Here is a 25,108-nt window from a genome sequence, read left to right on the forward strand (position 1 = left end):
GCATGGAGATTCTCGGCTATCTCGCGGCCGCGCTGATGGTGCTGGCCGGCCTCGCCGGCACCGTCCTGCCCGCCATTCCCGGCCTGCCGTTGTTGTTCGGCGGTTTCCTGCTCGCCTCCTGGCTGGACGGCTTCCAGCACCTGGGCGCCATCAGCCTGGCCATACTGGCCGTGCTGGCGGCGCTGGGCCTGTTGATAGACTTCGTCGCCGGCCTGCTGGGCGCCAAGGCCACCGGCGCCAGCCGCCAGGCGCTGTGGGGCGCCTTCATCGGCAGCCTGGCCGGCATGTTCTTCGGCATCGCCGGCGTCATCCTGGGGCCGCTGATCGGCGCCGTCATCGGCGAATTCATCGCCCGCAAGGACGCCTTCCAGGCCGGCAAGGTGGGCGTCGGCACCTTCATCGGCTTCATCGTCGGCGCGGTAGCCAAGGTAGCCTGCGCCTTCGCCATGCTGGCCACCGCCGCGCTGGCCGTGGTGTTCTGACCGCTCTCTCTTCGCGGCCGGCTTCCCGCCGGCCGCTCGGCCATCTGGCCTTGGCCGCCCGTTTTGGTAGAATCGGCGTTTGACCTTACCAACAGAACGCAAACCCATGGCCCAATACGTGATGTCGATGCTCCGCGTGAGCAAGATCGTCCCGCCCAAGCGGCAAATCATCAAGGACATCTCGCTGTCCTTCTTTCCCGGCGCCAAGATCGGCCTCTTGGGCCTGAACGGCGCGGGCAAGTCCACCGTGCTGCGCATCATGGCCAACGTGGACAAGGAATACGACGGCGAGGTGCAGCACCTGGCCGGCGTCAAGATCGGCTACCTGGAACAGGAGCCGAAGCTGGACCATGACAAGACCGTGCGCGAGGAAGTGGAAAGCGGCATGGGCGACGTGATGGGCGCGCAAAAGCGCCTGGAGGAAGTCTACGCCGCCTACGCCGAGCCGGACGCCGACTTCGACGCGCTGGCCGAAGAGCAGGCCAAGCTGGAAGCCATCATCTCCGCCGGCGCCGGCGACAACGTGGCGCTGCAGCTGGAACTGGCCGCCGACGCGCTGCGCCTGCCGCCGTGGGACGCCAAGATCGGCCCGCTGTCCGGCGGCGAAAAGCGCCGCGTGGCGCTGTGCAAACTGCTGCTGTCCAAGCCGGACATGCTGCTGCTGGACGAACCGACCAACCACCTGGACGCCGAGTCCGTGGAATGGCTGGAGCAATTCCTGGTGCGCTTCCCCGGCACCGTGGTGGCCGTGACCCACGACCGCTACTTCCTGGACAACGCCGCCGAATGGATTCTGGAGCTGGACCGCGGCGAAGGCATTCCGTGGAAGGGCAACTACTCGTCCTGGCTGGAGCAGAAGGAAGAGCGCCTGGCGCAAGAAGCCAAGAGCGAAGGCGCCCGCATGAAGGCGATGAAGCAGGAGCTGGAATGGGTGCGCCAGAACCCCAAGGGCCGCCAGGCCAAGTCCAAGGCGCGTATCGCCCGCTTCGAGGAACTGTCCAGCTTTGAAACCCAGAAGCGCAACGAGACCCAGGAAATCTTCATCCCGGTGGCCGAGCGCCTGGGCAATGAGGTGATCGAGTTCGACGGCGTGTCCAAGGGCTTCGGCGACCGCCTGCTGATCGACAATCTGAGCTTCAAGGCCCCGCCGGGCGCCATCGTCGGCATCATCGGCCCCAACGGCGCCGGCAAGTCGACGCTGTTCAAGATGATCGCCGGCAAGGAACAGCCGGACAGCGGCGAGGTGAAGATCGGTCAGACCGTGCAGATGGCCTTCGTCGAACAGAGTCGCGAAGGCCTGGACGGCGACAAGACCGTGTTCGAGGACGTGGCCGCCGGCGCCGACATCCTCACCGTCGGCCGCTTCGAGATGTCCAGCCGCGCTTATCTCGGCCGCTTCAACTTCAAGGGCGCCGACCAGCAGAAGAAGGTGGGCATGCTGTCCGGCGGCGAACGAGGCCGCCTGCACCTGGCCAAGACGCTGCTGAAGGGCGGCAACGTGCTGCTGCTTGACGAACCGTCCAACGACCTCGACGTGGAAACGCTGCGCGCGCTGGAAGACGCGCTGCTGGAATACGCCGGCACCGTGTTCGTGATCTCCCACGACCGCTGGTTCCTGGACCGCATCGCCACCCACATCCTGGCGGCGGAGGGCGAATCGCAATGGACCTTCTTCGACGGCAACTATCAGGAATACGAAGCCGACAAGAAAAAGCGCCTGGGCGAGGAAGGCGCTAAACCCAAGCGCCTGCGCTACAAGCCGATCACCCGCTGATCCGGCTCTGACAGATCGCGCCAAGCCCCCGTCCTCGGGGGCTTTTTGCTCTCACTCCAGGTAACGCGCCGCGATGCGCGCGCTGGTGCCGTCCTCGCGCAGCTGCTTCAGCGCCGCGCCCAGCTTGAGCGCCACATCGTCGGGCAGCTTATGGCTGCAGGCCAGATAGATGCTGGTATCCTGCAACTTCAGCGCCTCCCGTATCGGCAACGCCCCGCTGCCCTGTTTCTTCACCAGATAGCGCGCCACCGGCGCGTGCACCGCCCAGGCGGCGGCGACGCCGCTGCTCAGCTCGCGGTAGGCGTCTTCCGTCGTCGGCAGCTCCGAAAACGACACCAGGTGGCGGCGCAGCCACTCCGCCATCGACGAACCCAGCAGCGCCACCACGCGCAAGCCTTTCAAATCGGCAAGATCGTGGATTTTGACCTTGCTGTTGGAGGGGATGAACAACGACTGGCTGCTCTCGTCTATCACGCCCACCCAGCGATACAGGTCCTCGCGCTTGGGCGATCGCGTCAAGGGCAGCAGGCAGCCGTTCTCCTCGGTTTGCACCTGCATCTGCGCCCGTTTCCACGGCAGGTCCACATACTGCGCCCGCACGCCGCTGCGCGCCAACGCCTGGCTCATCAGCTCGATGGCGATGCCGCGCTGCGCATGCCCGGGATCGTCCTGAATCACGAAGGGCGGATAATCGACCGTGTACAGATTGATGACCGGTTCAGCGCGGCTCAGGGAACCAACGCAGCACAGCGCCAGCCAAAACCATTTCCTCATCGCGGCACCTCGTCCTGTCCGCGGCCAATGCCGCCGACGGTGTTAGAATCCCGATCATGTCCTTGCGTACCCTTATTCTTTGTAGCAGCTTATTGCTGACGGCCTGCGCCACGCCTTCGCCATCGCTCGCCCCCGCGCCGTCCGGCTATTACCGGGTGCAACCAGGCGATACGCTGTACCGCATCGCCCGCCAGCACAAGCAAAGCGTCGCCAGCCTGGCGCGCTGGAACCAGTTGGCCGACAGCGCCAGCATCCAGGCCGGACAACTGCTGCGCGTGCAGCCTCCCGCCGGCGCGGGCAAACCTTCGGCCGGCAAGCCATCCGCGTCCAGACCCGCGGAGTCGAAGCCCGCGCCGCCGCCGGCCAGGCTGGACATCAAGCTGCAATGGCCGGCTGACGGCGCTTTGCTAGCCGGCTTCGACGGCAACCGCAACAAGGGGCTGGACATCGCCGGCCAGGCCGGCGACCCGGTGCGTGCCGCCGCCGCCGGCAAGGTGATCTATGCCAGCAAGGGCATACGCGCCTACGGCAATCTGCTGATCGTCAAACACAACGAGAGCACGCTGACCGTCTACGCACACAACCAGAAGCTCCTGGTGCAGGAAGGCCAGCAAGTCAGCGCCGGCCAGCAGATCGCCACCATGGGCGACTCCGGCGCCAATCGGGTCAAACTGCATTTCGAACTGCGCCTCGGCACCCGGGTGGTCGACCCCGCCGCCTATCTGCCGCCGCGCTGAAAGCGCCAGGGCCGGCCGCGGGCTTGATGCAGGCGCTTGCGTGCCGGGGCGGCTTGGCCTAACCTCGCCGCTGTCGCACCGCTCAGATCCGCCAGAATGAAAAAGCTTTCGTTGATTTTGTTGTGCTCGCTGCTGGCCGCCTGCGCCGGCACGCGCCCCGCGCCGGCCTCCGCACCCATCGTCGCGCCGGAAATCTTGCCGCCCGCCGCAGAACCCAGTCTTCCGCCCAGCCCCGTTGAGCCGCCATCTAGCGCGCCCAGCCCGCAGCCATCCGCCAGCGCGCTCAAGACGGCGCCAGTCTCGCGAGCCTTCATCGCGGCCGCGGTTCCCTCCGGCGCGCGCGACCGCCAGGGCTGGGTCGCCGACATCGACAGCGCCTTCCGCCATTTGCAGATTCCCGCCACCGCCGAAAACGCCTGCGCGCTGGCGGCGGTGATAGAACAGGAATCCACCTGGCAGGCGGACCCGGTGGTGCCGGGCCTGCCCAAGATCGTGTGGGGCAAAATAGAAGAGCGCGCCCACCGCTACCTGGTGCCGCTGACCGTGGTGAAAGGCGCGCTGCTGAAGACCTCGCCCAACGGCCAGAGCTACAAGGCCCGGATAGACAACCTGCGCACCGAGCGCGAGATGAACCTGCTGTTCGAGGACATGTCGCGCGAAGCGAAACAATTGGGCCTGCCGCTGGACATGAAGAATCCGATCCGCACCGGCGGGCCGATGCAGGTCAGCGTGGAATTCGCCGAGGGGCACGCCAAGGTCTGGCCCTACCCCTATCCGGTGCAGGGCAGCATCCGCCACGAAGTGTTCAGCCGCAAGGGCGGCGTCTACTTCGGCGCCGCCATCCTGCTGCAGTATCCCGCCCCTTACCAGGACATGCTGTACCGCTTCGCCGATTTCAACGCCGGCCGCTACAGCAGCCGCAACGCCGCCTTCCAGGCCGCGCTGTCCCGGCTTTCCGGCCGCAAGCTGGCGCTGGACGGCGACCTGTTGAACTACCAGAGCAAAACCGCCTCCGGCAGCCAGCAAGCGGCGCTGTCTATAGCCGGCCGACTGGGCATGGGCGCCGCGGCCATCCAGCGCGATCTGCAGTTGGAAAAGAACGCCGGCTTTGGCCAAAGCCAGCTGTATCGGCAGGTGTTCGCGCTGGCTGACAAGCAGGCCGGACGCGCGCTGCCGCGCGCGGCGATGCCTCAAATCGACCTGAAAAGCCCCAAGATCACCCGCAAGCTGACCACCGAATGGTTCGCCAAACGCGTGGACGGCCGCTACCAGGCCTGCCTGGCCAGAGCCAGACCATCCGCATCGTCATGATGCCAGACGGCTGAAAATTCATTACAATTAACCACCCAACGGCCGGTACGCCAACCGGCCGTTTTCTTGTTCTCACTGCAAAACAGCGGGCTTCACCGCATATAATCGGACATTGCACATGCGTTCTACCTTTTCCTATTTCCGCGGCTCGCTGCTGTTCAGCGCCGTCATGCTGGCCGCCGTCGCCTGGTACGGCCACGCCCGAGGCGGCGTCGAGCAGGCCGGCGCCTTTCTGTTGACCGCCGCCGTGCTTGCCGTGCTGGAAACCAGCGTCTCCTTCGACAACGCCGTGGTCAACGCCACCGTGCTCAAGGCGATGAGCCATCGCTGGCGCCAGATATTCATGACAGTGGGCATCGCGGTGGCGGTGTTCGGCATGCGCATCCTGTTCCCGCTCCTGATCGTGTCCACCGCCGGCGGCGTGTCGCTGGCGGAAGCCTTCGCCGTGGCCACCAAGCAGCCGGAGCGCTATCAGCAAATCATGCATGACAGCCACCTGATGATCATGGGCTTCGGCGCCACCTTCCTGCTGATGGTGGTGATCGAATACTTCGTCCAGCACGAGAAGGATGAGCACTGGCTGCCCGGCATCGAGCCGCTGCTCTCCAAGCTGGGCAGCGTGGAGAACGCGCAATCGCTGGTGACCATCCTGCTGGTGGCCGCCGTCGCCGCCTTCCTGCCCGCCGGCCAGAAGATGACCTTCATCAGCAGCTGCTTCTGGGGCTATGTGGTGTTCATGGTGCTGCACATGTTCAAGCAGCTGTTCGGCGGCGTGGACATCCAGACCGCGGCGGCCAAGAATGGCCTGATCGGCTTCGTTTACCTGGAAGTGCTGGACGCCAGCTTCTCGATGGACGGCGTCATCGCCGCCTTCGCCATCACCAACGACTTCTGGCTGATCGCCGCCGGCCTGGGCATCGGCGCGATGTTCGTGCGCTCGCTGACCATCTATCTGGTCGAACGCGACGTGATGGGCCAGTTCAAATACCTGGAGGCATCCGCGTTCTGGGCAATCGCCGCGCTGGTCGCCATCATGTTCGCCGCCGCGCTGCACGTGGAGCTGGGCGAGGTCGTGACCGGCCTGATCAGCGTCGCCATCATCGGCCTGGGGGTGCTCACCAGCCTCCCTTCGCGCAATAAGCAGTAAGCCAGACAGGCTTCCGCCAAGACAAAGGCCGGGGTTTCCCCCGGCCTTTGTCCATCCCGGCTCGGCGCCCCGCGCGGGGCAACCTCCTCAGGCGGAAGTGCTCAGCAAAGCGCCCACTCCTGCGCTGGCGCCCAACTGGTTTTGCTGCAGATTCTTGGCCAGGTTCTGCAGGAAAGTCTGCAACGAGGACTGCGACGACTGGCCGCCGCTTATTCCCAAAGCCTGCTGCAAGTTCTGAAACGCGGATTGCAGGCCGGTGGCGGCATCGTTCTGCGTGCCGTTGGCGATGTCCTGCAGCAACTGCTGCAAATTGTTCTGCAAGCCGCCATACGCGCCCGCCGCGCCGCCCGAGTCCTGATCCGCGCCGCCATTGTCCACATCGCCGTCGGTGTCCGCGTCCCCTGACGCCGATGCGGCCGCCGTCGACGAAGCGCCTTCCTGCTGCAATGCCTGGAACAGCGAATGAATGAAAGCATGCACCGCCTGGCGCTGACTGCCGCCCACCGCGCCGGCGGCATCGGCTCCATCGCCGCTGCCGTCCGAGGCGGAGGAAGCCCCGCTGGAAGGCCCCTGCAACAAGCCGGACTGCTGCAGCGCCTGCAACACATCCTGTCCGAATCGTCCTCCATCCTGGCGATGGCGGTGGCCGCCGCTCTGCACCGCTCCGCCGCTGCCGATCTGACCGCCGTCGGCGGAGAAGGATTCTTGAATGCTGACCTGCGTATATTGCAGGGAAATGGAGCTATTGCCCAGAGATCCGACTGACATGACGCTCTCCTTCACAGAACCGGCAGTCCGCTTTCAGTTACCGCTGATATCGGTATATCGGAATAAATGCCGCGACGGACAGGAACAAGATGCAAATCTTTGTTAATCAAGAGAAATCAAGCAACCAGCCGACCATCAAGCGCTGGTATTGATCAATGACCCCACCGCGCCGCCGGAACCAAGCTGGCTGTTTTGCAGCAACATCAGGTTCTGCAGGAATTGGTGCAAAGAGGCCTGGGACGAGGAGGAGCCTTCCGCGGAGCCGCCCAGCGACTGCTGCAAATCGCGGAAAGCAGAATTGAGAGACTGGGTGGCATTGTTGTGCACCCCGTTGCCCACATCCTGCAACAGCTTCTGGAGATTGCCCTGAAAAACGCTGTAGCCGCCGGAAGCGCCGTCCTGCCCGCCTGAGCCTCCGTTGGAAAAGCCCTCCGCCTGCACCGCCTGGTATACGGCATGGACAAAGGCGTGCAGCGCCTGCTGGGGTCCGGGAACGACGCCGCCGCTCTCGGAAGCGGCGAACCCATGCCTGCCTTGCCCGCCGCCGGCGGCCTGGATGCCGGTTAGCTGCAAAGCCAGCACGACATTCTGGCTGAAGCCGCTGCCGTTGCCGTTATCCGGCGCGGCGGCCACCGACTGGGGCGCGCCGGCCTCGCTCTGGATGGATTGCCGCGCCGAAGGGCTTAGCGGGGCAAGATGGGATATCGAAGAGAAAGGGCTGCTGATGGAGCTGATGGACATGGCGCTCTCCTCAGACCAGTGCCATGTCCTATCTCCAGCCCGCCAGCGGCAGGGCGTCACCCTTTTGAATAGGAAGCACCGGTATTATTTTAAATTAAAATACCAGCAATTTGGCTGCATCGTTCTTGCCTCACTATAAGCATGGGAAAACGCCCGAACCGCCTCAAACAAACATGCTAAGTGTTTTTACTGCTCCTTTCCCATCGCCTTAGATCAACGCCAACATGGCCAATGCGGCCAAGGTGCCGGCGGCGGCGACACCATAGGTCAGCGCCTTGGCCAGCGGACCGCCGTGGATGCCGACATCGTGCAGGCTGTGGTAGATGCGGTGCGCCGCATGCCACAGCAGCAGGCTGATCAGCCCCCACAGCGCCGCCTTGCCGATCAAGCTGTGCGCCAGCGCCAGCGCGCCCTGATAGCTGGCCGCCTTAGCCGGCAGCCAGCCCAGCGGCGCGGCGAAGCCGGTGATGGCGACCAGCATGGGGCCAAACAGCGCGGCCAGCATGCCGCCAGCGCCGAACAGCCCCCAGAAGATGGGCGCATGGGAACGCTTCAATTGCCGGTTTTTCATTGCGAGATCCCCCAGACGATGAAGAGCAGCGCCAGGCTGGCCAGCAAGGTGGCGGCGAAGCCGCCGGCGGTGATGGCGGCGGCGGACACGCGCCTGCCGCCAATGATCACCGGCGGCAAGGTGCGCGGCATGATCTTGAACCAGGTGTAGCTGTGGTAGCCGATCATGGCGAGCAGGATCAGGTGAAACAGCAGCGCCAGCGGGCTTTGCAGCACTGTCATGAAGCCATCCCATGCCGCTTCGCCCTGGCTCAGCCGCCACAGGCCGCACAACAGCACGAAAGCGTAAGCGGCGACGAACAGCGCCGTGCCCTCGTGGATCATGTACTCGATGAAGTAGGGATTTTTCTTCCACCAGCCTTGCATAGGCCGGACATAAGGCTTGCGCTTGCTCATTTGCATGCTCCCTTGGGCCGAGCGAAGCGCAGGAAATAGTCCTTGGCCACCGCCGTCTTGTTCAGGTTCACCGCATTGGCCGGGTCCACCGCCTTGGGACAGACTTCCGAGCAGTAGCCCACCGCCGTGCAGTTGAACACGCCCTCCTGCGCGGCCAGCAGCGCCATGCGCTGCTCGGACGCGCCATCGCGGCTGTCCTGGTTGTAGCGGTGCAGCAGCGCGATGGCGCCGGGGCCGAGGAAGTCAGAATTCAAGCCGTACTGCGGACAGGCGGCGTAGCACAGCAGGCAGTTGATGCAGCCGCTGAACTGGGCGTACCAGTCCATCTGCGCCGGCGTCTGCTGGTATTCGCCCTCGGACAAGGGCTTGTCTTCCTTGGGCACGATATAGGGCGTGATGCTTTCGAGCTTGTCGATGAAATCGTCCAGCACCACCACCAGATCGCGTTCGATCGGAAAGTGGTTCAAGGGCTCGATGCGCACCTTGCCGGGGTAGTCGCGCAGAAAGGTCTTGCAGGCGAGCTTGGGCACGCCGTCCACCATCATGCCGCAGCTGCCGCAGATGGCCTGGCGGCAGGACCAGCGGAAGGCCAAGGTGCCGTCGAGATAATCGCGGATGTATTGCAGGCCCTGCAGCACCGACATGTCGTCGCTGTACGGCACCTCGAAGCCCTGCAGCCACGGCTCTTTGTCCTGCTCCGGCCGGTAGCGCAGCACCTCGATCTGGATCGTTTTGTCCGTCATGCCTGTTCTCCTTTTTCTGCGGCCACCCCCGCCGCGCCGTAAGCGCGCACGCCGGGTTGGGACGTGGTGATCTTGACCGCGCCATACTCGATGCGCGGGGCGGCGTCCGGCTGATGTACGGCGTGGCTGTGCTTGAGGAAGTTGGCGTCGTCGCGTTGTTCGTAGCCATCCAGACGCTGGTGGGCGCCGCGCGATTCCTTGCGGTTCAACGCCGAATGCGCCATCGCCTCGGCCACGTCCAGCTGGTAGCCCAGCTCGATGGCCAGCAGCCAGTCGCTGTTCCACACGCTGGACTTGTCTTCCACATTGACGTTCTGGAAGCGCTGCTTGAGTTCGGCCAGCTTGTCGCAGGTGGCGCGCATGCTGTCCTCCATCCGGTAGATGCCGCAGCCGGCCTCCATGGTTTCCGCCATTTCGCGGCGCAGGTCGGCGATGCGCTCGGTGCCGTCCTTGGCCCGCAGCGCGCGCAGACGGGCCTCGGCCGCCTCCGCCTGCCTCAACAGCGACTCACGACTGGCCGACTTTTGCTCTCGGGCAAATCGGGCGGCTTCGACGCCGGCCACCTTGCCGAACACCGACAGCTCGGCCAAGGAGTTGGAGCCCAGCCGGTTGGCGCCGTGGATGCCGACGCTGGAGCACTCGCCCGCCGCGTACAGGCCGGGCATGGGCGCGGCGCAATGGCCATCGACCAGGATGCCGCCCATGGTGTAGTGCACCGCCGGGCGTACCGGGATCGGTTCCTTGGCCGGGTCGATGCCCAGGAACTCCTCGGCCAGTTCGCAGATCTGCGGCAGCCGCTCGCGCAGCTTGGCGTGGCCCAGATGGCGCAGGTCCAGATACACCGCCGAGCCCCACGGCCCCTCCACGGTGCGGCCCTTTTGCTGCTCGTACCAGAAGGCTTGGCTCAAGCGGTCGCGCGGGCCCAGCTCCATGAACTTGTTGCGCGGCTTGTCCTCGGCCGGCCCCAGGCCGTAGTCCTGCAGATAGCGGTAGCCATCCTTGTTGATCAGCAGCCCGCCCTCGCCGCGGCAGGCCTCGGTGAACAACAGGCCGGTGCGCGGCATGCAGGTCGGATGGTATTGCACGAACTCCATGTCGCGCAGCGGCACGCCGTGGCGATAAGCCAGCGCCATGCCGTCGCCGGTGACGATGCCGCCGTTGGTGTTCTCGCGGAACACCCGCCCCGCGCCGCCGGTGGCCATCACCACCGCGCCGGCCTCGATCAAGACCGATTCGCCGCTGGCGATCTCGATGGCCAGCACGCCTCGGGCCTGGCCGTCCTCGACGATCAGGTCGGCGCAGAAGTACTCGTCGAACCGCTTGATGGACGGGTACTGGATGGATGTCTGGAACAAGGTGTGCAGCATGTGGAAGCCGGTCTTGTCGGCGGCGAACCAGGTGCGTTCTATCTTCATGCCGCCGAAGGCGCGCACGTTGACGCTGCCGTCCTCCTTGCGGCTCCACGGGCAGCCCCAGTGCTCCAGTTGCACCATCTCTTCCGGGCACTGGCGGACGAAATACTCCACCACGTCCTGTTCGCACAGCCAGTCGCCGCCGGCCACGGTGTCGTGGAAGTGGGCGTCGTAGCTGTCATGCCCCTGCTTGACCGCCGCCGAGCCGCCCTCCGCCGCCACCGTGTGGCTGCGCATCGGATACACCTTGGACACCAGCGCGATCTTGAGCTGGGGATCGAACTGGGCGGCGGCGATGGCCGCCCGCAATCCGGCGCCGCCGGCGCCGACTATCACCACGTCTGCTTGGTAGGTCTTCACGGACTCCCCCTCGTCAGAAGTAAAAATGCGTCAATGCGTAGGCCGCCACCGTCGACACGCCCACCCCGATCAGCCCCGGCATCATGAAGCTGTGGTTGAGCAGATACTTGCCGATGCGGGTGGTGCCGCTGCGGTCCATATTGATGGCCGCCAGGTCGCTGGGATAAAAAGCGAAGAAGAAATAGGCGTAGCAGGACGGCATGATGGCCAAGAGCTGGTGCGGGCTCAGGCCCAGCGCCAAGCCGAATGGCACCATGATGGTCAAGGTGGCGGCCTGGCTCTTGACGAAGGCGGACACCGCGAACATCGCCAGCGCGAAGGTCCACGGCGCGTAAGCCACCATCACCTTGATGTTGTCGACCAGGAAAGCCTCGTTGGCCTTGACGAAAGTGTCGCTCATCCAGGCGATGCCGAAGATGGACACCACGGCGATCATGCCGGCGGTGAACACCTCGGAACGGGCGATGGCCGCCGCCTTGGCGTTGGACAGGAACAAAATGAAAGCGCCGAAGGCCAGCATCACGAACTGCACCGCCGTCGTCATCGGCACCGTCTTGCCCTTGCCGTCCACCGGCAGCCAGTGCGGGAACAGCGCCAGCAGCACCACCAGCAAGATGCCGGAGAAGAACAGAATCACCGCCGGCTTGGCGTGGGCGGGCAGCGTCTTGTCCAGCGTGGTCACCGATTTTTCTATCGAGGCTCGGAAATCCGGGTCTTGCAGCCGCGCCTGGTATTCCGGGTCCTGATCCAGCTCGGCGCCGCGCTTGAGGCTCCAGAAAGCCGCGGCCAGCAAGCCGATCAAACCGGCAGGAATGGTCACGATCAGAATCTGCCACAGCGTCAAAGGCTGGCCGCTCTTGGCGGTCATCGCCAGCAGCGTGGTCACCGCCGCCGCCGCGGGGCTGGCGGTGATGCCCATCTGCGAGGCCACGCTGGCCATCGCCATCGGCCGCTCCGGCCGAATCTTGGTCTTCAGCGACACGTCGGCGATCACCGGCAACAGCGAATACACCGCGTGGCCGGTGCCGACGCACATGGTCAGCAAAAAGGTGGACAAGGGCGCGAGGAAGGTGATCTGCTGCGGATGCCTGCGCATCAGCCGCTCCGCCTGCTGCACCAGGAAATCCAGCCCGCCCGCCACCTGCAGCGTGGCCGACGCGGTCACCACCGCCAGGATGATCAGCATCACCGTGATCGGCGGCTCGGCCGGCGCCACCCGGAACACGAAGGCCATCACCGCCACCCCCAAGCCGCCTATCATCCCCAGCGCCACGCCGCCGCGCCGTATCCCGATCAGGATTGCGGTCAGCAGCAGCGCGAATTCAACCCAGAACGTCCACATGCCTGCTCTCCTTGGCCGCCGCCCCATCGCCCACCGCGGGCTGGGCCGGAAACGAAGCCGATTGCTATTGCATCTGTTTATATGGCATGGACGGGGAGGGCCGGTTAGACCTTGATCAAGCAAGCCGGCTGACGGTTGACAGGATATGAATGCGGCATGGCGAATCCGGACAAAGCTTGAGCCAGGACAAACAAAAAGCCGGCGCGCGGCCGGCTGTGAGGGCGTAAGGGACGGCGTGCTTACAGATGGTAGCTGCTGCCGGTCATCAGCTTGGCCGACAGCTTCATCGCCGCCTTCAAGGGCCCCGGCAATTCGGCCGCGCCCAGCTCGTGGGCCTTCTCGGCGTGCTGCAGCTCGTCGTCGCGCATCTGGCGCACGATGGCGCGGCTGCGCGCGTCGCCGTCCGGCAGTTCGCGCAGATGGCCGTCCAGGTGCGCGCCCACCTGGCGCTCGGTTTCCTGCAAAAAGCCCAGATTCCACTTGTCTCCCAGCACGCCGGCCGCCACGCCCATCGCCAAGGAGCCGGTATACCACAAGGGGTTAAGCAGGCTGGGACGGCCGCCCAGCTCCCGGATCCGGCGTTCGGTCCAGGCCAGGTGCTCCACCTCCTCCTGCGCCGCCTGCTTCAAGGCGTCGCGCGCCGAAGCGTCGCGCGCGGTCAGCGCCTGGCCCTGGTACAGCGCCTGCGCGCATACCTCGCCGCAATGATTGACCCGCATCAGGCCCAGCGCATGCTTTTTCTCGGCCGAGGAAAGATCGCTCTCCGCCACGTCCTGATCCGGATGCGCGCGGCCGCTGTTGGCCGGCGCGCACAAGGTGCGCAGGCCCTTGTCCAGTTCGATGATCAGCTTGTCCAGCATAGCCGCGCTTCTCCCGCATGCGTATTTCGTCAAACCGCCGATTATACCTCGCCGGCACAGCGCCGGCAGCTGCTGATATAATCGGCCGGTTAAACCCATTCATTACTCAACACGAAGGATTGCGCGCAATGAACCTCGCAAGCATCGGCCCGGGCAAGGACATGCCGGGCGACTTCAACGTCGTCATCGAAATCTCCGCCAACGCCGCCCCGATCAAGTACGAATTCGACAAAGAGTGGAACACTCTGGTCGTTGACCGCTTCATGGGTACCTCCATGATGTACCCGGCCAACTACGGCTTCGTGCCGCAAACCCTGGCCGGCGACGGCGATCCGGTCGACGTGCTGGTGGTGACCCCGTTCCCGCTGCCGCCGGGCGTGGTGGTGCGCTGCCGCGCCCTGGGCCTGATCAAGATGGAAGACGACGGCGGCGTGGACGCCAAGCTGGTCGCGGTGCCGGTGGAAAAACTGTGCCCGATGTACAAATCCATCCAGAAGCTGGAAGACCTGCCGGAACTGCTGCGCGCGCAGATGGTGCACTTCTTCGAGCACTACAAGGATCTGGAAAAGGGCAAGTGGGTCAAGATCCAGGGCTGGGGCACGCTGGAAGACGCCAAGGCCGAGCTGGTCGAAGGCATCGAGCGCTTCGGCAAATAAGCCGTTCCCCGCGAGACAAACCGGCCGCTTGGCCGGTTTTTTTATCGCCCGACGCATGCTGCATTGCACAATATTCAACTTCCACGGGATAATGGTTTGCCGTGGCCGGCGTTATCTGCCACGCTTCCCATGCAACCTCGCTTCATGGCGGTCCGTGGTATCCGAATGATGGACGTTTTCTATCGCATCGGAGGGCAAGCCCCTCACCTCCCCTGGTTCTTGCGCCGGCTGGAAGCGCAGGGGCTGGCTGCCGCCCCCTCTGGCGCCGGCGCGGCGAGGCTGCCTGCGAGCTGGATAGGACTGGAATGCGCCGATGGCTGGCTGGACCTGGGACGCGACGGCGACCAGGCTCTGGCCGAGCGCGCCGGCCATTGCCGCGCCATCGGCCTGCCTTTTTCCGAGCTGGCGGGAGAATGGGCGCTGGCGAGCGGGGAACATGGCTTCATGCTGCTGGCCGGCAATCCCCCGTCGCCAGGCTCTTCCGCTCGCGCCGTGCTGGACGCGCTGGCGCCCCAGCCCGGTTGCTGGCTCAACAGCGGTCCCATCCATAGCGCCCGCTTCTGCCAGCGCGCTCTTTCCGCCCTGCTGCACGCCGGCCTCTCTTCATTGCCGGAGCCGGATGGACAGCCCCGCGCGCTGGAATGGGAGCGCCAAGTCAGCCGCCAATGGCAGTTGGCCGACAAACTGCGCCAACTGGCCGAAGCTTATCTCGCCGAACGCATGGGCCTGCTGCCGCCATATGAGTCCACTCCCGAAGCGGCCGCCCATTACGCCGCCAACCTGGCGCGCACCTTATTGCTGACCCTGCCCGACCCATCCCGCTGGGAACAGATGCGCGACGCGCTGGAAGCCTGTTTGAACGACGGGTCCCGCATCGAGAAAAACCGCTGACGCCAGCGACATTGGCCGCCTTCCACAGCCCAAGCGCCAAGCGCGCTCGAACCAAAGCGTCCGACCCAAGCCGCCGGAGTCCAAACGCGCGATGCGGCGGCTAAGACAACGCGTCAAGGAGATGCCGGCCCAGGAACAGGGCTTGGATTGGCGTTCCCTGCGCGCCCAAATGAAAAACCCGCCGACGGCTAGCCGTCGGCGGGAGCGACTTGACCAGGCCGCCGTATCAGGCTGCGGTGGCGGTGGTCTTCTTGCCGCCGCGGGACACGGCGGCGCTGGCGGCCTTGGCGGAGTTGGTGGCGGCTTCCACGCCGGCTTCGGCGATTTCGGCGCTCACCTTCTTGGCGGTCTTGGACACGCTTTCGAAAGCGGCGGTAGAGGTGTTCAGCAGGGTTTTCAGCGCGGACACGGCGATGTCGGAACCAGCCGGGGCGTTCTTGGACAGGCGGTCCAGGCTGGTTTGCAGCGCCTTGTTGTTCTCGGCGATCTGCTCTTCGACAAAGCTGGTCAATTCGTTCTGGGTAGCCAACGCGGCGTCATAGACGTTGCGGGCGGCGGAGAAGGCTTGATCCAGCGCCGGCTGCGCCAGCGTGTTCTGCAGTTCGCCCAAGGCCTTGACGTCCTTGGCTTCGCTCAAGGCCTTGAAGGCTTCGGCATTGTCGCTCAGCAGTTTGCGGGACAGGTCCAGCTGCAGGCTGGCGAAACGCTCGGCTCCGGCCAGTACGATGGAGGAAAGGCGAACGGCCTTGTCGAACTGCGACTGGCCGAGAGAGGAGAGTTCCTGAGTAGTGGTAAACATTGTGATCGGCTCCTAGGTATGTCGGGTAGACAACGACTCGGTACGGCAGCGACAACACCGCTGTTCCGCGAATGCTGCATTGCAACAACCACACTGTACCGCTCCGGGAAAGGTCGGGTCAAGCAATTGTTGCATCGCACAAAATGGTAAATGGCTAATCCGCCACAGGTTTTAACATGCAATTATTCCATAATCATTAAGACGCCACACCTGTCCCTGAAGGCAAATCGCAACGTGGAAATTTCGCAACGCAACAGCCGTCCTCGCCCCTCAAGCCAGCCGCAGCCGCCGCGCTGTCTTTCCGCCGCCACGATGCGCGCCATGACCGAGCCGCCGCCATTGAAAGCGCGGCGGCAAGCCAGTACACTCGCGCCATAGAAGAAATCTATCTACCGAATAAAAGCTAGCCCAATGAGCCCCGTGGCCAACGCCTTCGACATTAAATCCGCCAGCCTCGATTTGCTGGCGCTCATGCTGCGCACCGACAACCTGGACGAACTGAGCCAGGCGCTGGATGCGCGTTTCGGCGACACCAGCGACGCCCCCGCGGAAGCCTTCGTGCTGGACGTGGAGGCATTGCCCCATCCGGCGGAGCTGGATCTGGGCCGCTTGTTGCCGCTGCTCAGCCGCCGCGGCATCCGCGCCGTCGCCCTGCGCCACCCGGACAATGCGCTGGCCGCCGTCGCCAGCCGCTATGGTCTGGCCTTCGCCAACAACGCCGCCCAGCCGCGCTCGGCCCAGCCTCCGGCGGAACCTGCGGCCAAACCGGCCGTCGAACCCCAAGCCGCGTCGGCTGCGGCGACGATGATCGTCGACCGCCCGGTTCGTGCCGGCCAGCAGATCTACGCCAAAGGCGGGGACCTGGTGGTGTTGGCCATGGTCAGCGCCGGCGCCGAGGTCATCGCCGACGGCCACATACATGTTTACGCGCCCTTGCGCGGGCGCGCGCTGGCCGGCGCGCGCGGCAACCACAACGCCCGCATCTTCGCCCGCAGCATGGAGGCGGAGCTGGTCTCCATCGCCGGCGTGTACCGCACGATCGAGCAGGCCCTGCCGGACAGCATCCTGGGCAAGCCCACCCAAATCTATCTTGAAAACGAGCGCCTGGTGATGACCGCGCTCGGCGAGTAACACTTCCAAAGGAAAGCCAAGTGGCAAAAATCATCGTTGTGACATCCGGCAAGGGTGGCGTAGGCAAAACCACCACCAGCGCGAGCTTCGCCTCCGGCCTGGCGTTGCGCGGCCACAAGACTGCCGTGATCGACTTCGACGTCGGCCTGCGCAACCTGGACCTGATCATGGGCTGCGAACGCCGCGTGGTGTACGACCTGATCAACGTGGTCAACGGCGAAGCCAGCCTGAACCAGGCGCTGATCAAGGACAAGCACTGCGACAACCTCTATATCCTCCCCGCGTCGCAAACCCGCGACAAAGACGCGCTGACCATAGAAGGCGTGGAGAAGGTGCTGAAGGACCTGGAAGACGCCGGCTTCGACTACATCGTCTGCGACTCTCCGGCCGGCATCGAGAAGGGCGCGCTGATGTCGCTCTACTTCGCCGACGAAGCGCTGATCGTCACCAACCCGGAAGTGTCGTCGGTGCGCGACTCCGACCGCATCCTGGGCATCCTGTCGTCCAAATCCAAGCGCGCCGAGGAAGGCCGCGAGCCGGTGAAGGAGCATCTGCTGATCACCCGCTACTCGCCGGGACGCGTCGACAAGGGCGAAATGCTGTCGGTGGACGACGTGAAGGAAATCCTGCGCGTGCCGCTGATCGGCGTGATTCCGGAATCGCAGAGCGTGCTGCAGGCATCCAACTCCGGCACCCCCGCCATCCATCTTAAGGGCAGCGACGTGGCCGACGCCTACGGCGACGTAATCTCCCGCTTCATGGGCGAAGAGCGCCCGATGCGCTTCCTGGAGGCGCCCAAGGTGGGCATTCTCAAGCGCTTGTTCGGAGGTTAAGCCATGTCATTGATCGATATGATTTTCGGCAAGCGCCAGAAGTCCGCAGCCATCGCCCGCGAACGCCTGCAGATCATCCTGGCGCACGAGCGCAACGGCCGCCACGCGCCCGACTACCTGCCCGCGCTGCAGCGCGAACTGATGGAAGTGATCTCCAAGTACGTGGCCGTCAATCTGGAAGACATCAAGGTTCAGGTGGAGCGCCAGGACGACTACGAAGTGCTGGAAGTCAACATCGTGTTGCCGGAACACCAACGCTAAGCCATGACGCTGACCGAACTGCGCTATATCGTGGCGGTGGCGCGCGAGCGCCACTTCGGCCGCGCGGCCCAGAGCTGCTTCGTCAGCCAGCCGACGCTGTCGATCGCCATCAAGAAGCTGGAAGACGAGCTGGGCATCACCCTGTTTGAGCGCGGCGGCCAGGAAGTGGCCGTCACCGAGATAGGCGAACGCATCATCGAGCAGTCCCAGCGCGTGCTGGAAGAAGCCGAGGCGGTCAAGCGCCTGGCCGGCGAGCACCAGAACGAACTGGCCGGGCCGCTGAAGCTGGGGGTGATCTTCACCATCAGCCCCTATCTGCTGCCCAAGCTGATTCCGGCGCTGCGCATCCTGGCGCCGGACATGCCGCTGATCCTGGAGGAGAACTACACCTCCCGGCTGGCGGAAATGCTCAAGCGCGGCGAGGTCGACGCCATCATCGTCGCCGATCCTTTCGAGGAAACCGGCATCGAGGCCTGGCCGCTGTACGACGAGCCTTTCGTCGTCGCCACGCCCAAAGGCCATCCCTGGGAAAAACAGCCGGCGGTCCAGCCCTGTCAATTGGCCGAGGAAAGCGTGCTGCTGCTCACCCAGGGCAACTGTTTCCGCGACCAGGTGCTGCAAACCTGCAGCGACCTGTCCAGCCGCCAGAACCACGGCCACAACCTGGCCAGCGCGCTGCAGGGCAGCTCGCTGAACACCATACGCCACATGGTGGCCAGCGGCATGGGCGTCACCGTGATGCCGGCCACCTCCATCGGCCCGGGCGACGAATCCCTGCTGTCCATCATCCCTTTCGACGCGCCCGCGCCGCAGCGCCGCGTGCTGCTGGTGACCCGCAAGCAGTTCTTCCGCAAGAAGGCGATAGAGACGCTGCGGCAGGCGGTGTTCCGCTCCGGCCTGCCCGACGTCGTCATGCTGGAAGGCGAGCGCTGAAGCTTGACTGAACCGCCGCCCTCCCGGGCGGCGTTTTCACATTGGCCGGCGGCTAGGGGCTGAGTTTTCGAGCACCGCTCTTCGCCCGACTTTCCTGGCGGCGGACGCCGCCGCCGCCGCGGGCCATGCTTCGCGCCCTGCATTCGCTGGGAATGGCCGCCATCAGAAAAAGCCGGGCAGGCATTGAGGCCAACCCCGGCATACCTCGTCCAGCCAGCCGACCTCCCGCAGCGGCCCCATATGCCCGCCCCTGCGCTCCAGACGGCGCGCGCCCGCCAGCTCCGCCGACGCCGCTTGCGAGGACGCGTCGGCGATTTGGTCATCCAGGCAGAGCACGTAGTGCTGCGGGCATGCCAGCGGCAGCAGCGGCAGGCTTTCCACCAGCAGGGACAGTGGCTCGTAGCCGGCCAGCCGCGAATGGCCTGGAACCGGATCCGGCGCGTGCAGCCGGACGGCGAAAGCCTCCTGGTCGACAAGCGCCACCCGCCCCTGCGCCGCGTCCAGCCGGCAGAAGTCCGACATCGACCGCTGCGCCGTGGCCTGGTAGGCCTCGGCCGCAGACTGCCCGTCCGCGACGGCCAAGCCCGAGATCAACGCCAGCCGGACGCGCTCCGGCACCAGACGCTGCGCCAGCAGACGGGCCGGGACGGCGCCGAAGCTGTGCCCCAGCAGCAGATAGGGCGGAGGCAGTTCCAGCAAGGCGCGCTGCGCCGCCTCCAAGTAGGCGGCGAAGCCCAGCTGGGGATCATCTCGCATCGCATCCACGCAGACGAAACGCTCAAAACGCGCCTCCACCGCCGACCACGCCTCCCGGCGCAGGAAAAAGCCGGAGAACGCGATGCAGCTGGCAGCCCAGCGCATGGCGCCTACTCCTGCGCCTGCCGGGCCGGGCTCAAGGCTGGCTCGGCGGACGCGGCGCGGTTGAACAGCGCGACCAGCGCGCACACCGCCGCCAGGCCAAGATACAGCGCGCCGCCCCCGAAATGGTCGAGGCACAGCCCGCCAAGCACCGGCGCCAGCGCCGTGCCCAGGCTGTACAGATTGGACGCGCCGAAATACGTGCCGCGCAGATGATCCGGCGTATTGCGGTCCACCTCCACGCTGAAAGTCGGGAAGGCGATCAGCTCGCCTACGCTGAGTATGAACGTCGCCAGGATGAACGCCGCCAGGCTGCTTACCGGCGCCGCGGCGAACAGCAACTGCGACGCGCCCATCAACGCGACGCCGATCACGATGCGCTGCCGCGGCCGCAACGGTTCCATCATCCGCAAGATGGGGAACTGGCCGAAGATCACGGTGGCCGCGTTGACCGCCACCAGCGTGCTGATCATCGCCATCAACTGCGGCGCCCGGCTGCGCGTCAGATATTGCACCAGGCTGGAATCGAAATTGGCGTAGACGAAAGCCATCGCCACATTGGACAGCAGCAGCAACAGGAATACCCGGTCCCGAAACACCTGTCCGCAGGCCGCCGCGAAACCCGGCCTGGCGCGTCCCGCCTGCGGCGCCCGCGGCGCGCTGTCGCGCAGCTTCGCCACCAGCAGCAGCCAGTAGCCGACGTAGACGCAGGCCGTGACCGAAAACGCCCATTGCTTGCCGGAAAGCCCCAGCCACACGCCGATCAGCGCGCCGACCGCCACTCCGGCGTTGATCATGAAGTAGCGGACATAAAACGCCAGCTCTCTGTCTCTGGCATCGGCGATCTTGTCTCCCAGCAGCGCCTTGGACGTGGACTCCAGGAGCGCGTTGCCTATCGCGACTCCCGCTATCGCCAGCAGGTAGACAGCGGGATGCTCGGCCAGCGCCAGCCCGAAGAATGCGATCGCCCCCAGCGCGCAGCCGGCCAGGATCACCTTCCGGCGCCCCACCCGGTCCGAATGGTAGCCGGACATCAGCCCCGCTGCCGCGCCCAGCAGGCTGGCGCAGGTCAACATCATGCCGATGCTGGTCGCCGACAGATGAAACTTGCGGTACAGGATCACCGCCAGGAACGGCCACACCATGAAGTAGGCCATCCGGACCAGGAAGGTGCCGGCCAGAACCAGGTGGATCTCCGGAGTCAGGCCGCGGAAACGCTGCCAAGTGAACACACTCGCCATGAATGCTCCAAATCAGGATGGTTTCGCCGCGCGGCTCACGCCGTAGCGGCCTGCCTCACGCCGCCGCGCAACACGCCGGCCCGCACATCGTGGAACAGCGGCAGGAACGCCGGCGGCAACGGCCGGGTGTACTCGCTGGCCAGCCAGCACCGCAGCAGGCAGCGCGTGTGCGCCTCGTCGTCGCGGAAGGCGTGTCTCGAATGCAAGGTGGTGTGGTTGTTGCACAGCGCCACCACGCCCTTGTCGAATACCACTTCGGCGGCGATGCCCGGCTGATTGACCGCCTCATCCGCCGCGTCGAGCAGGCGGACCGCGTCGGCCGGTAGCTGGATGCCGTGCCGCAGCACAGACTCGTTGAACTTGCGGATATAGCGGAAAACGAAGCCGGCCCCGGAGTCGGACAGGATGGGCAGCTGGACGTAATCCTCGCCGCCCTCCCCCCGCAGATCGTGCGGCAGGGGCCGGGTCAGCAGCGCCGAAAGATCAGGATGCTTATCAGCGATCCACTCCGCCACCCAAGACGAGGAAACCACGCGGAATTCGCCGCCGCTGGCGGCCGGCGACCAGCAGGCGAGGCAGGTGACGTCGGCGCGGTCGGAGTGGAAAGCCAGCTCCTGGTTGGTCATGTGGCCGCGCTGCGGCGCCATCAGGCTGTCGGTCACGCCCTCGTCCCGCACCTCTTTCAGCGTGTCGCCGCGCAGGTTGATCGGCACCGGCATGCCCAGCCAGCGGCACCAGGCCTGGAAGGTCCGGTAGAACGCCTGCCGCGGCAAGTCCCGCAGCGTCGGGCTGGCGAAAGCCAGCGCGCCGCTCCCCTGCTCCAGCATGCGGTGGATGGCAGCGCGGCAGGCCTGCAGCCGCGGTTGCAACAGCGCAGCGTCATCCCCGCCGGCCAGCGCGACGAGCGAGTATTCGATATCGGCCAACAAGGCGGCATCGGGCCGGATGGCGGCATCGCCGGTCCAGGCCTTCGGCCTTTGGTGCCAGTCATTCATTGCAAATGCTCCGCGAAAGCCTGCCGCCACAACAGCAGGGTTGTCAAAGTGAAGGCGTCGCCTGCGGCCATGCTCCGCACCGCGTCCGGCGACAGGCGGGCCAGCCCCAGCCCATGCAGCGCGTCCAGCCCGTTCGACAGAAAGCCGCGCATCTCGTCCACCACCCCGGGCCACTGCGAGAACGGCAGCCGGAAGTGGCGTTTTTTTTCTATCGGGTAACTCGGCAGCCGCCGCCTGATCAGTTCCTGCAGCGGCGCCTTTTGCCTCAGTCCCTCCAGCCTGGCGCGCCCCAGGCCGCGCGCCCGAGCGGGCACGCCCCCATGAAGGAAAGGCAGCCGGGCCTCTATGGTTTGCGACATCAGCAGGTGGTCGGCCCGCCTCAGCAGCGGCTCAAGCGAGTAATGGAGATCGAAACGCCAGACGGCTTCGTCCAAACCGTCCGCGCACATCTCCCCGGTCGCCTCGTCCACCCGCGCCAGGGCGGCGGCCTCCAGCTCCGGGGCCAGCCAGGCGGCCCTGGCGGAGAAGTCGCCGAAATACTGGGCGGCCAGTTGCCGCGGCGTCAGCTCGAAGCCGCTCTCGGCCATGGCCAGGTGGCGGGGATAGCCCCAGAACAGCTCATCCGCCCCCTCGCCCAGCAACACGCAGTAATAGCCGTGCCGGCGCACCAGTTCGGCCAGTTCCTGGTACATCAGGATGCTGGACATCCGCGTCGGCGCAGAAAAATTGCGCACCGCCCGCCGGGCCAGCGCCCAGAAATCGCCGCCGGCGACCCGGCACACATGCAGCGCCCGCTGCTGGCCCGGATGGTCTCCGCTGTCGGCCACTTCCACATGGAACTTGGCCGCGCCGTCCGGCAGGTAGGAGTTGAGCAGATTGGAATCGATGCCGCCGCTCAGCAGCAGGCCGACATCGCGGAAGGTATGCGAGCATTTCGCGACCGAGCTGGCCAGCGCCTCCTCCAGCGCCTCCTCCCGCTCCGCCGCCGCCGTCCGCAGTGGGCTCAGGCGCGGCGCCCGGTGCGGCTCGCACATGTCCAGGCTGAGCAGAGTGCCCGGCGGCAGCAGCCGGATGCCTTCGAACATGGTGCGATAGCCCAGCACCGCGCCGGTCGCCGCGACGTCGGCCACCGATGCGCGGTCCAGTTTGCGCGGCCCCAGCAGCCGCAGCAGGGCCGGCAGCTCGGACGCGAAGGCGAACTCGCCCCGATCCGGATCGTGCCAGTAGTACAGCGGCTTGATACCCAGCGCGTCGCGCCCCAGATGCAGCCTCGCGCCGGACGGCTCCAGCAGCGCGAACGCATACATGCCGTCGGGAAAGTCTCCTCCCTCGCGCAGCGCGTCGATCAGCAGTCCGACCTCGGCCGGCAGTCCGCCGACCGCGCCGCGGTAAATCTCGCCGTTATAGCTGGCCAGCCAGCCGTCGACGCGAGGCGGCAGCGGATAGTCGTCGCGGCTGGACATCGGCAGCCGCGTCATGCCTAGCCGGAGCAGGCCGGCCTCAGCCTGCCCGCGGTCGAACGGACCGCGGTGCTCCAATTCGCCCAGCGCCCGGTCGAAAAGCGCGCCGTCCACGCGTCCCGACACACATCCCAGAATGCCGCACATGGCCCTATCCCTCCACGCCGGCCAGCGCCAGCAGGCCCTTGCGGTCATACTTGCCGGCGCCGTTGCGCGGCAGCTCCCCCGGGCACAGCACCACCTGGCGCGGCGCGCGCGCCACGCCCAGCTCGCGGGACAGGAAGTCCTGCAGGCCGGCGGCGCCCTGCTCCGGCTTGACCCGGGCGAAAGCGATGTAGTCCTCGCCGTAAAGCTCGCAATCCACCTTCAGGCTGCACGCCTCTATCACCTGCTCGTGGTTCAGCAGCAATTCGTCGCACTCCACCAGGTGGAACAGATTCCCGCCCTTGTTGATCGTGCCGTCGCAGCGGCCGACGATGTAGCAGCAGCCGTCGGCGTCGAAATAGGCGAGGTCCCGGGTGTCCAGCCAGCCGTCGCTCACCACGGCGGCGGTCAGCCCCGGATTGTTGACATAGCCTTCGAACAGGCTGGCAGTCTTCACATGCAGCCGGCCCTGGCGCATCGGCTCCGTGACCGGCAGGCCGTCTTCGCCGGTGAGCTTCAGCTGCAAGCCGACCGCCGGACCGACGGAGTGGGTGTAACGCCGGCCGTCGAAATGGCCGAACAGGAAAGCGAAGCCGCATTCGCTCAGGCCATAGATGTTGGCCAGCGGCGCGAACGCCTGCTGGAAGCGGCGCTGGATCTCCGCATCCAGCCGTGCCGACCCGGCCACGCACAGCAGCTGGTCCGCCCCGAAAGGCTGCTCCAGCGCCTGCCCTTCCTTGACGATGTAATTGGCGATCGGCGGCACGATGTACAGGAAATTGACCTGCCACTGCTTCACCAGCTGCCAGAAAGCGGCCACGTCGAAGTAGGCGAACTGGGGCAGGATCACCGTGCTGCCGCCATGCAGGATCGGGAACAGGAAATGGATGCCGAGAATGCCCAGCCCGCTGACGCGATAGAAACAGCCGGAGCGGGTGTGCGGCCCCAGTCCCAGGCACTGCCCGCCCAGCCGGTAGGCGTACAGCATCGCCGCCTGGCTGAGCTCGATGCCCTTGGGTTTGGAGGTGGTTCCTGAGGTGAAGACCACCACCCGGCTGCGCGCGGACAGCGCCTCATCGGCGGCGAAGCCGTCGGCGGGGCGATCAAAGTCCAGCGGAACGCACAGCTCGGACAGGGCGTCGACGCAAGGCTCCGCGCTCAGCAGATGCCGCAGCCCCATCTCGCGGATGACGGCGTTCTTCGCCGCCAGGCCCCACTCCGGGTCGAGCAGCACCACGTCGCGCCCGCTTCGGATCACCGCGTAAATCAGGCACAGGCACTCGTAGCGGGTGGACAACAGCACGCCCACCGCCTGGCGCGGCAGCGCAGACAGCTGGCCGGCCAGCGAGTCGATCAATTCGTTCGCCTGCCGGTAACTGTGGCTCGTCTCCGCGCCGGGCCGGCTCGCATCCAGCACGAAGCATTTATCGGGGCTGCGCGCCGCAGTGAGCGCCACCGCCTGGTCCAGTGAAGTGAAATCGCCGAGCAT

At 65.7% G+C, this 25,108-nt stretch carries 26 protein-coding genes; 11 read left to right on the forward strand and 15 right to left on the reverse strand.

Translation table 11 applies throughout. The features are described 5' to 3' along the window. Positions 1 to 2 precede the first annotated feature (2 nt). Positions 3 to 482, forward strand: a complete 480-nt coding sequence (locus DK842_RS01655; RefSeq protein ID WP_114059801.1) for a DUF456 domain-containing protein — start codon at positions 3 to 5, stop codon at positions 480 to 482. 106 nt (positions 483 to 588) lie between these two features. Next, positions 589 to 2,256 (forward strand): energy-dependent translational throttle protein EttA, encoded by a 1,668-nt coding sequence (ettA, locus tag DK842_RS01660; protein ID WP_114059802.1) that lies wholly within the window; start codon positions 589 to 591, stop codon positions 2,254 to 2,256. 51 nt (positions 2,257 to 2,307) lie between these two features. On the opposite strand, the gene DK842_RS01665 is transcribed toward ettA, so the two are convergent. Further along, complete coding sequence (locus DK842_RS01665; RefSeq protein WP_114059803.1) at positions 2,308 to 3,030, reverse strand: substrate-binding periplasmic protein; 723 nt, start codon at positions 3,028 to 3,030, stop codon at positions 2,308 to 2,310. A 56-nt stretch (positions 3,031 to 3,086) separates the two neighbouring features. On the opposite strand from DK842_RS01665, the gene DK842_RS01670 reads away from it, so the two are divergent. The 3 genes from DK842_RS01670 (at position 3,087) to DK842_RS01680 (ending at position 6,225) form a co-directional block, all read left to right on the forward strand. Further along, positions 3,087 to 3,767, forward strand: coding sequence for a peptidoglycan DD-metalloendopeptidase family protein (locus tag DK842_RS01670; protein WP_114059804.1), 681 nt, complete (start codon positions 3,087 to 3,089; stop codon positions 3,765 to 3,767). A gap of 96 nt (positions 3,768 to 3,863) precedes the next feature. Further along, the gene (locus DK842_RS01675) at positions 3,864 to 5,078 is read left to right on the forward strand and encodes a DUF1615 domain-containing protein (RefSeq protein ID WP_114059805.1); all 1,215 of its coding nucleotides are present in this window, start codon (positions 3,864 to 3,866) and stop codon (positions 5,076 to 5,078) included. Positions 5,079 to 5,196: 118 nt separating this feature from the next. After that, a complete protein-coding gene (locus DK842_RS01680; protein WP_114059806.1) occupies positions 5,197 to 6,225 on the forward strand; it encodes a DUF475 domain-containing protein in 1,029 nt (342 codons plus the stop codon). Between the two features lie 87 nt (positions 6,226 to 6,312). Here the strand turns inward: DK842_RS01680 and DK842_RS01685 are convergent, their stop codons facing one another. From DK842_RS01685 to coq7, 8 genes are all read right to left on the reverse strand, one after another. Beyond that, positions 6,313 to 6,993 (reverse strand): hypothetical protein, encoded by a 681-nt coding sequence (locus tag DK842_RS01685; RefSeq protein WP_114059807.1) that lies wholly within the window; start codon positions 6,991 to 6,993, stop codon positions 6,313 to 6,315. A gap of 135 nt (positions 6,994 to 7,128) precedes the next feature. Further along, positions 7,129 to 7,734, reverse strand: coding sequence for a hypothetical protein (locus tag DK842_RS01690; RefSeq protein ID WP_114059808.1), 606 nt, complete (start codon positions 7,732 to 7,734; stop codon positions 7,129 to 7,131). Positions 7,735 to 7,942: 208 nt separating this feature from the next. After that, the gene (frdD, locus tag DK842_RS01695; protein WP_114059809.1) at positions 7,943 to 8,305 is read right to left on the reverse strand and encodes a fumarate reductase subunit FrdD; all 363 of its coding nucleotides are present in this window, start codon (positions 8,303 to 8,305) and stop codon (positions 7,943 to 7,945) included. After that, entirely contained in the window at positions 8,302 to 8,700 is a 399-nt protein-coding gene (locus tag DK842_RS01700) for a fumarate reductase subunit C (protein ID WP_114059810.1), read from the reverse strand. Before DK842_RS01700 ends, frdD begins: the two co-directional genes overlap by 4 nt. Then, complete coding sequence (locus tag DK842_RS01705) at positions 8,697 to 9,443, reverse strand: succinate dehydrogenase/fumarate reductase iron-sulfur subunit (protein ID WP_114059811.1); 747 nt, start codon at positions 9,441 to 9,443, stop codon at positions 8,697 to 8,699. Before DK842_RS01705 ends, DK842_RS01700 begins: the two co-directional genes overlap by 4 nt. Beyond that, the gene (gene frdA / locus DK842_RS01710) at positions 9,440 to 11,215 is read right to left on the reverse strand and encodes a fumarate reductase (quinol) flavoprotein subunit (RefSeq protein WP_114059812.1); all 1,776 of its coding nucleotides are present in this window, start codon (positions 11,213 to 11,215) and stop codon (positions 9,440 to 9,442) included. Before frdA ends, DK842_RS01705 begins: the two co-directional genes overlap by 4 nt. A 13-nt stretch (positions 11,216 to 11,228) precedes the next feature. After that, the gene (locus DK842_RS01715; RefSeq protein ID WP_114059813.1) at positions 11,229 to 12,557 is read right to left on the reverse strand and encodes an anaerobic C4-dicarboxylate transporter; all 1,329 of its coding nucleotides are present in this window, start codon (positions 12,555 to 12,557) and stop codon (positions 11,229 to 11,231) included. A 239-nt stretch (positions 12,558 to 12,796) separates the two neighbouring features. Beyond that, a complete protein-coding gene (gene coq7, locus DK842_RS01720; RefSeq protein ID WP_114059814.1) occupies positions 12,797 to 13,417 on the reverse strand; it encodes a 2-polyprenyl-3-methyl-6-methoxy-1,4-benzoquinone monooxygenase in 621 nt (206 codons plus the stop codon). 128 nt (positions 13,418 to 13,545) lie between these two features. Between coq7 and ppa the strand changes: the two genes are divergently transcribed. Together ppa and DK842_RS01730 are read left to right on the forward strand one after the other, a co-directional pair. After that, positions 13,546 to 14,073 carry an inorganic diphosphatase gene (gene ppa, locus DK842_RS01725; RefSeq protein WP_114059815.1) on the forward strand — a complete coding sequence of 176 codons (528 nt, stop codon included), beginning with the start codon at positions 13,546 to 13,548 and terminating at the stop codon, positions 14,071 to 14,073. Positions 14,074 to 14,238: 165 nt separating this feature from the next. Continuing rightward, positions 14,239 to 14,964, forward strand: a complete 726-nt coding sequence (locus DK842_RS01730; protein WP_114059816.1) for a hypothetical protein — start codon at positions 14,239 to 14,241, stop codon at positions 14,962 to 14,964. Between the two features lie 226 nt (positions 14,965 to 15,190). On the opposite strand, the gene DK842_RS01735 is transcribed toward DK842_RS01730, so the two are convergent. Then, positions 15,191 to 15,763: a phasin family protein gene (locus DK842_RS01735; RefSeq protein WP_114059817.1), complete on the reverse strand. Its 573-nt coding sequence runs from the start codon at positions 15,761 to 15,763 to the stop codon at positions 15,191 to 15,193. A gap of 411 nt (positions 15,764 to 16,174) precedes the next feature. Here DK842_RS01735 and minC point away from each other — a divergent pair, with 411 nt between their 5' ends. From minC to DK842_RS01755, 4 genes are read left to right on the forward strand one after another with little or no spacing between them, the layout of a single operon-like run. Beyond that, positions 16,175 to 16,894: a septum site-determining protein MinC gene (gene minC / locus DK842_RS01740; RefSeq protein WP_114059818.1), complete on the forward strand. Its 720-nt coding sequence runs from the start codon at positions 16,175 to 16,177 to the stop codon at positions 16,892 to 16,894. A gap of 20 nt (positions 16,895 to 16,914) precedes the next feature. Beyond that, positions 16,915 to 17,727 carry a septum site-determining protein MinD gene (gene minD / locus DK842_RS01745; protein WP_114059819.1) on the forward strand — a complete coding sequence of 271 codons (813 nt, stop codon included), beginning with the start codon at positions 16,915 to 16,917 and terminating at the stop codon, positions 17,725 to 17,727. Between the two features lie 3 nt (positions 17,728 to 17,730). Beyond that, positions 17,731 to 17,988 carry a cell division topological specificity factor MinE gene (minE, locus tag DK842_RS01750; RefSeq protein ID WP_114059820.1) on the forward strand — a complete coding sequence of 86 codons (258 nt, stop codon included), beginning with the start codon at positions 17,731 to 17,733 and terminating at the stop codon, positions 17,986 to 17,988. Between the two features lie 3 nt (positions 17,989 to 17,991). Next, positions 17,992 to 18,921 carry a LysR substrate-binding domain-containing protein gene (locus tag DK842_RS01755; protein ID WP_114059821.1) on the forward strand — a complete coding sequence of 310 codons (930 nt, stop codon included), beginning with the start codon at positions 17,992 to 17,994 and terminating at the stop codon, positions 18,919 to 18,921. A 162-nt stretch (positions 18,922 to 19,083) separates the two neighbouring features. Here DK842_RS01755 and DK842_RS23280 read toward each other — a convergent pair whose 3' ends face one another. Genes DK842_RS23280 through DK842_RS01775 form a run of 5 tightly spaced genes read right to left on the reverse strand, consistent with a single transcriptional unit; the run spans position 19,084 to position 25,108 of the window. Then, on the reverse strand, positions 19,084 to 19,782 hold the full coding sequence (locus tag DK842_RS23280; protein ID WP_168194779.1) for an alpha/beta fold hydrolase: 699 nt from the start codon (positions 19,780 to 19,782) through the stop codon (positions 19,084 to 19,086). A gap of 5 nt (positions 19,783 to 19,787) precedes the next feature. Then, on the reverse strand, positions 19,788 to 21,020 hold the full coding sequence (locus DK842_RS01760) for an MDR family MFS transporter (protein WP_114059822.1): 1,233 nt from the start codon (positions 21,018 to 21,020) through the stop codon (positions 19,788 to 19,790). 35 nt (positions 21,021 to 21,055) lie between these two features. After that, a complete protein-coding gene (locus DK842_RS01765) occupies positions 21,056 to 22,015 on the reverse strand; it encodes a TauD/TfdA family dioxygenase (protein WP_198414611.1) in 960 nt (319 codons plus the stop codon). Beyond that, complete coding sequence (locus DK842_RS01770; RefSeq protein ID WP_168194798.1) at positions 22,012 to 23,622, reverse strand: asparagine synthetase B family protein; 1,611 nt, start codon at positions 23,620 to 23,622, stop codon at positions 22,012 to 22,014. Before DK842_RS01770 ends, DK842_RS01765 begins: the two co-directional genes overlap by 4 nt. A 4-nt stretch (positions 23,623 to 23,626) precedes the next feature. Next, positions 23,627 to 25,108 (reverse strand): class I adenylate-forming enzyme family protein, encoded by a 1,482-nt coding sequence (locus DK842_RS01775; protein ID WP_114059824.1) that lies wholly within the window; start codon positions 25,106 to 25,108, stop codon positions 23,627 to 23,629.

This window comes from Chromobacterium phragmitis, assembly GCF_003325475.1.
GTDB classification, from domain to species: domain Bacteria; phylum Pseudomonadota; class Gammaproteobacteria; order Burkholderiales; family Chromobacteriaceae; genus Chromobacterium; species Chromobacterium phragmitis.

Excerpts from the sequence above, each read along its gene's own strand:
- ettA (WP_114059802.1), top strand. The coding sequence starts at position 589 with ATGGCCCAATACGTGATGTCGATGCTCCGCGTGAGCAAGATCGTCCCG.
- DK842_RS01735 (WP_114059817.1), bottom strand. The coding sequence starts at position 15,763 with ATGTTTACCACTACTCAGGAACTCTCCTCTCTCGGCCAGTCGCAGTTC.
- DK842_RS01690 (WP_114059808.1), bottom strand. The coding sequence starts at position 7,734 with ATGTCCATCAGCTCCATCAGCAGCCCTTTCTCTTCGATATCCCATCTT.
- DK842_RS01730 (WP_114059816.1), top strand. The coding sequence starts at position 14,239 with ATGATGGACGTTTTCTATCGCATCGGAGGGCAAGCCCCTCACCTCCCC.
- DK842_RS01765 (WP_198414611.1), bottom strand. The coding sequence starts at position 22,015 with ATGAATGACTGGCACCAAAGGCCGAAGGCCTGGACCGGCGATGCCGCC.
- DK842_RS01685 (WP_114059807.1), bottom strand. The coding sequence starts at position 6,993 with ATGTCAGTCGGATCTCTGGGCAATAGCTCCATTTCCCTGCAATATACG.
- DK842_RS01665 (WP_114059803.1), bottom strand. The coding sequence starts at position 3,030 with ATGAGGAAATGGTTTTGGCTGGCGCTGTGCTGCGTTGGTTCCCTGAGC.
- DK842_RS01770 (WP_168194798.1), bottom strand. The coding sequence starts at position 23,622 with ATGTGCGGCATTCTGGGATGTGTGTCGGGACGCGTGGACGGCGCGCTT.
- DK842_RS23280 (WP_168194779.1), bottom strand. The coding sequence starts at position 19,782 with ATGCGCTGGGCTGCCAGCTGCATCGCGTTCTCCGGCTTTTTCCTGCGC.
- DK842_RS01670 (WP_114059804.1), top strand. The coding sequence starts at position 3,087 with ATGTCCTTGCGTACCCTTATTCTTTGTAGCAGCTTATTGCTGACGGCC.
- frdD (WP_114059809.1), bottom strand. The coding sequence starts at position 8,305 with ATGAAAAACCGGCAATTGAAGCGTTCCCATGCGCCCATCTTCTGGGGG.
- DK842_RS01675 (WP_114059805.1), top strand. The coding sequence starts at position 3,864 with ATGAAAAAGCTTTCGTTGATTTTGTTGTGCTCGCTGCTGGCCGCCTGC.
- DK842_RS01655 (WP_114059801.1), top strand. The coding sequence starts at position 3 with ATGGAGATTCTCGGCTATCTCGCGGCCGCGCTGATGGTGCTGGCCGGC.
- DK842_RS01705 (WP_114059811.1), bottom strand. The coding sequence starts at position 9,443 with ATGACGGACAAAACGATCCAGATCGAGGTGCTGCGCTACCGGCCGGAG.
- DK842_RS01715 (WP_114059813.1), bottom strand. The coding sequence starts at position 12,557 with ATGTGGACGTTCTGGGTTGAATTCGCGCTGCTGCTGACCGCAATCCTG.
- DK842_RS01755 (WP_114059821.1), top strand. The coding sequence starts at position 17,992 with ATGACGCTGACCGAACTGCGCTATATCGTGGCGGTGGCGCGCGAGCGC.
- minE (WP_114059820.1), top strand. The coding sequence starts at position 17,731 with ATGTCATTGATCGATATGATTTTCGGCAAGCGCCAGAAGTCCGCAGCC.
- minC (WP_114059818.1), top strand. The coding sequence starts at position 16,175 with ATGAGCCCCGTGGCCAACGCCTTCGACATTAAATCCGCCAGCCTCGAT.
- coq7 (WP_114059814.1), bottom strand. The coding sequence starts at position 13,417 with ATGCTGGACAAGCTGATCATCGAACTGGACAAGGGCCTGCGCACCTTG.
- DK842_RS01775 (WP_114059824.1), bottom strand. The coding sequence starts at position 25,108 with ATGCTCGGCGATTTCACTTCACTGGACCAGGCGGTGGCGCTCACTGCG.
- ppa (WP_114059815.1), top strand. The coding sequence starts at position 13,546 with ATGAACCTCGCAAGCATCGGCCCGGGCAAGGACATGCCGGGCGACTTC.
- DK842_RS01760 (WP_114059822.1), bottom strand. The coding sequence starts at position 21,020 with ATGGCGAGTGTGTTCACTTGGCAGCGTTTCCGCGGCCTGACTCCGGAG.
- DK842_RS01700 (WP_114059810.1), bottom strand. The coding sequence starts at position 8,700 with ATGAGCAAGCGCAAGCCTTATGTCCGGCCTATGCAAGGCTGGTGGAAG.
- DK842_RS01680 (WP_114059806.1), top strand. The coding sequence starts at position 5,197 with ATGCGTTCTACCTTTTCCTATTTCCGCGGCTCGCTGCTGTTCAGCGCC.